Genomic DNA, 4,705 nt, shown 5'->3' with positions numbered 1-4,705 from the left:
CTTCCGGGAAGCGGCGGCGTTTCCTCTAGTTTTCCTGACAGCCTACCAAATGCTGGCCCGGAGAGCCAGGATCCACGAAGGGGAGACGATTCTCGTGCTGGGCGCCGGGTCAGGAGTTGGCAGTGCGGCCATTCAGATCGCCAGACTACATAACTGTCGCGTTATCGCAACGGCAGGCACGGATGAAAAGCTTGAGATGGCGACCAAACTGGGGGCGGATCATGTCATTAATCACGCCAGCGACGAGATTCATGAAGGGGTCAGGGAATTCACCAAAGGGTGGGGAGCGGATGTGGTTGTGGAACACGTAGGGGAGGCAACGTGGAAATCGAGCCTCCGGTCACTCGCCCGTGGAGGGAGATTGGTGACCTGCGGTGCGACAACAGGACCGCGTGTAGAAATCAATCTTCGCGATCTCTTCTGGAAACAACAGTCAATTCTAGGCTCCACTATGGGTGATCTCTCCTCTTTCCGGAAGATCACTAAGTTGCTTCAGGAGGGGAGGGTCAAGCCTGTGCTGGACAGGACATTCCCAATGTCAGCTGTGAGAGAGGCTCACAAATACTTGGAGGAACGAAAACAATTCGGAAAGGTGGTGCTGGTCCCCGATTCGTAAACGGAAATGACCGGGAAAAGACATTGCCCAATTCTGCGAGAAGCTTTACACTTTTGACGGGGCAGGGGCACCGGGCTATTTGACCGAATGATCCCTGGGAAAAATGAGGGAGTGAATAACAGGAGACTCTGAATATTTGCTCTCTAGCAATCGTGGCGATGAGAATGAATAAACTATTCTCAAGATCCTGCGGATAATATTAACCACTTTGTGTCTTACCTGCCCGCCTGCCCTCCCTTCAGTCGGGAGGCGGCAGGCTTGACCTGCATGTCGGGCAGGGTGTCTTAGTGGCTGATGAACAGATCAGGCTAGATAGGAAGGAGATCACATGAATTGGGGTTTGAGGAATCGATTGGTTAGGATTATGCCGGGACTCTCCACTGACAAAGGTTCGGTGATGCTTGCAATTGATCATGGATATTTTATGGGTCCTACAACGGGACTGGAAAACCCTGGGGAATCCGTTGTCCCCATTTTGTCCTATGCGGATAGCCTTATGCTAACCAGAGGAATCTTGCAGAACAGTATACCCAAAAGGACAAATATTCCTGTTGTCCTTCGAGTTTCCGGTGGCAACAGCATTTTGAATGAGGATTTGTCCAACGAGGAACTGTGCGTTTCCATTGAAGATGCTATACGACTGAATGCCTCAGCAGTTGCTTTCTCAATTTATATTGGAGGGGAATTCGAACATCAGACTATTGTCGAGTTTTCGAAACTAGTCAACGAAGCGCATCGATATGGTATCCCAGTTCTGGCGGTTACGGCGGTAGGAAAAGAGATGAACCGAGATCTCCGTTACCTCTCCTTGTCCTGCAGAATGGCAGTTGAATTGGGAGCTGACATGGTGAAGACATATTATTGCAAAGGTTTTGATAAGCTTGTGAATGTATGTCCTGTCCCGGTCGTAATTGCTGGAGGGAAAAAGATTCCCGAGATGGACGCGTTGAAGTTAGCCGACAGTGCTATCAGTGACGGTGCCGATGGAGTGGACATGGGGCGTAACATCTTCCAAGCAAAATCACCCATCGACATGATACAGGCAGTTCGTTCCGTAGTCGTGGATGGATTAGATCCAAACGATGCTTATAAGCAATATCAAAGCCATTTGAAATAGTGAAAGTTGCAACCTACTATAGTAACAACGCTATTCGTATAGAAGAACGTTCCCGCCCAAAGATAGGATACGGAGAGAGTCTGGTTAAAATCTATGCTAGCGGTATATGTGGGAGTGACCTTATGGAGTGGTATCGGAAAGATAAAGTCCCGCTCGTCCTTGGTCACGAGATCGCGGGAGAGATTGTTGAAGTCGGAGAAGCTGTTGACAGTGTTAAAGTTGGTGATCGAGTAGTCGCATCCCATCACGTCCCCTGCCTTGAATGTCGCTTCTGTCTGAGGGGCAATGAAACGATGTGTAAAACGTTGAGATCAACCACCTTTGAACCGGGCGGTTTTTCACAATACGTTCGGCTACCTGAGATGAACACGCGATTGGGTGTCTACAAAATACCAAGTAAGATCTCCTACGAGGAAGCTTCCTTTACAGAACCGTTGGCTTGTGTCATCAGAGGACAGCGTCGAGCAAACGTGAGAAGAGGGGATGTTGTGGCCGTTATTGGTAGTGGTATTTCGGGAGTGTTGCATATTGCTTTAGCAAAGGCGAACGGTGCGGATGCAATCATTGCAGTTGACCTGATAAATCAGCGGTTACAATGGGCAAGAAAGTTTGGTGCAGATTTTGTTACAGTGGATTCAAGTGAAATGCCAACAATTTTGGGTAGAGAAGTTGGACAAAAGGCTGACATTGTCATTCTAACGACTGGTAATCCAAAGGCAATCCAAGATGGTTTTGGTTCTGTTGAAGATGGTGGTGTTATCCTTCTCTTTGCTCCTGCTCATCCCGGAACGACTTTTAGTCTTAACATTAATGAAGTGTTCTTTAAGCGGGATGTTACGATTACGACTACTTATGCTGGTTCTCCGGATGACCATAGAGAGGCCCTCGCCTTGATTTCCAGCAGAGCTATACCTGTGAGCGAAATGATCACCCATAGGATCGGATTAGATGAGATTCAGCTTGGGTTCAACTTGGTTGAAGATGGGTCAGATTCCCTGAAAGTGATTGTTGAACCGAACGGAAATTGAGAAACGCGAAGTTACGATAATGGTCTTATTTAGCTTGGATCAGGCCTCCGTCCTCTCAATGTTGAAACATTAACTATCAATATGTTGCTCCTGAGTGCCTATTTCTTTTGTCTTTCTTTTCCTTCATGTTCTTCTCCCTCCGGAGGAGACCCTGCGGGTCACAGGGACTCCCTTGGAGACGGCGAATCTTATCTCGAGATCCTGCGGATAATCCAGGTTAGAATGTTTGATCGTATTTTCGGAATATTTCCGTTTTGGTCAAAACAACCATGATTTCCAACGAAAATCCACGCTGGTACGATCACTTTTGTGACGTCGATCTGACCCACAGTAAGAAAGTGTGATGGTATCAGTTTTACTGGGAAGACGCGCTCACGCTGAGTAGGTACCTTGAGGAGGCCTACTGGAGAGTTGAGAGGGTGGAGCATTTTGCGAAAACCTGTTACGTTGCAAGGTCGATGAGATGGAAGGAGTAGCTTTGAATCTTGTGCACAACGGTGTGGTTCGGCACCTTCAATGGCAGGGCAATTCCCTTCGGTTTCTCGATCAGACACTTCTTCCCAACAAAGTGGAATTTGTTGAAACTTCAGATTATCAGGTGGTATGCGATGCAATACGGCGACTGGCGATCCGCGGAGCTCCAGCCATTGGGGTAGCCGCAGGATACGCATTTGCCCTAGGTGCCCAGAGCATCAAGGCGGATAGTCAGTCCGTCTTGGCAGAGAAACTGAGGGGAATGAGGAGAGAGATTGAGTCTTCGCGTCCCACCGCCGTCAATCTCTCGTGGGCTCTTAAACGTATGGTGAGAATCCTCGAAAGAAGTCGGACAGTACAGGAAAGCGTAAAACTCCTTATCCGGGAGGCAGAGAACATTCACGTCGAAGACATTGACATGTGCAAGACTCTGGGGCAGCTCGGCAAGAAACTTATCCCGGAGGAGGGCAGTGTAATGACCTACTGCAACGCCGGAGGGCTTGCGACGGGAGGTTACGGGACGGCATTGGGCGTTATCCATTCGGCATTTTCATCAATGACAGACGGTGGCCGGACAGGGGGATTTAAAGTGATCGTGAATGAGACACGTCCCCTGTTGCAGGGGGCCCGCCTGACAGCCTGGGAGTTGAGGGAGGCCGATATTCCATTTATCCTCATCACAGACAACATGGCTGCCCACACCTTCGCCCATAAGATGGTGACGTGTGTCATTGTGGGAGCGGATCGAATCGCTCTTAATGGTGATACGGCGAACAAAATCGGCACGTACAATCTCGCCGTGCTTGCGAAATACCACGGGATTCCATTCTATGTAGCTGCTCCCACCTCCACTGTCGATGCCGGAATCGAGTCCGGGAGGGATATTCCGATAGAACACCGGGGCGAAGAGGAGATTACTCATATTGCGGGTCACCAGACTGCTCCTCCTGGCACAAGTGTCACCAATCCAGCTTTTGACGTAACGCCCTCAAATCTGATTTCTGCCATTATTACGGAAAAGGCGATCTGTGAAGCACCCTACAGAGATAGTTTTGAGAGGATCCTATGAAACCGTGGAAAAGATCCTCATAGAAAACGCTACGGCAGTCACCATGGGTGTAGAGTGAACAGGTTTGACCCAACTCCGAGATATGCCAAGCACATATTCGTATGCGTCAACGAACGTCCCCCGGCTAATCCCAAAGGATGTTGTGCGGCCAGGGGATCCCAGGATATTCGACTTGAATTTGTAAAGCTGATCAGAGAATACGGTCTCAAGGGAAAGGTGCGAGCCAACAAAGCGGGGTGTCTTGACGGGTGCGAACTGGGGCCGACAATCGTCATATATCCAGATAATGTATGGTACACGGGATGCAGCATCGACGACGTACCGGAAATATTCGAACTATCGGTTCGGCAAAGTGGGGTAGTAAAAAGATTGGTCGCCACAGACGAAACATGGGAAAGACT

General features: G+C 49.2%; 5 protein-coding genes. All 5 read left to right on the top strand.

Features of this window, described 5'->3' with window-relative positions; all coding sequences use genetic code 11:
* The coding region (locus tag V3U24_05445; protein ID MEE9166888.1) for a zinc-binding dehydrogenase at window positions 1-616 on the top strand (616 nt) is incomplete at its 5' end.
* A gap of 328 nt (window positions 617-944) precedes the next feature.
* Entirely contained in the window at window positions 945-1,733 is a 789-nt protein-coding gene (gene lsrF / locus V3U24_05440) for a 3-hydroxy-5-phosphonooxypentane-2,4-dione thiolase (protein MEE9166887.1), read from the top strand.
* On the top strand, window positions 1,733-2,761 hold the full coding sequence (locus V3U24_05435) for an alcohol dehydrogenase catalytic domain-containing protein (protein MEE9166886.1): 1,029 nt from the start codon (window positions 1,733-1,735) through the stop codon (window positions 2,759-2,761). The genes lsrF and V3U24_05435 overlap by 1 nt, the downstream gene beginning before the upstream one ends.
* 463 nt (window positions 2,762-3,224) lie before the next feature.
* A complete protein-coding gene (gene mtnA / locus V3U24_05430) occupies window positions 3,225-4,304 on the top strand; it encodes an S-methyl-5-thioribose-1-phosphate isomerase (GenBank protein MEE9166885.1) in 1,080 nt (359 codons plus the stop codon).
* Between the two features lie 54 nt (window positions 4,305-4,358).
* A partial coding sequence (locus tag V3U24_05425) for a (2Fe-2S) ferredoxin domain-containing protein (GenBank protein ID MEE9166884.1) occupies window positions 4,359-4,705 on the top strand: 347 nt, incomplete at its 3' end.

This window comes from Candidatus Neomarinimicrobiota bacterium (genome assembly GCA_036476315.1).
Lineage (GTDB): Bacteria > Fidelibacterota > Marinisomatia > Marinisomatales > S15-B10 > JAZGBI01.
The sequence above is the reverse complement of the archived record's forward strand: the minus strand, read 5'-3'. Positions and strand labels throughout refer to the sequence as shown.

What these genes read in the sequence shown, in the direction of transcription:
- lsrF (MEE9166887.1), top strand. Translation starts at nt 945, where the DNA reads ATGAATTGGGGTTTGAGGAATCGATTGGTTAGGATTATGCCGGGACTC.
- mtnA (MEE9166885.1), top strand. Translation starts at nt 3,225, where the DNA reads ATGGAAGGAGTAGCTTTGAATCTTGTGCACAACGGTGTGGTTCGGCAC.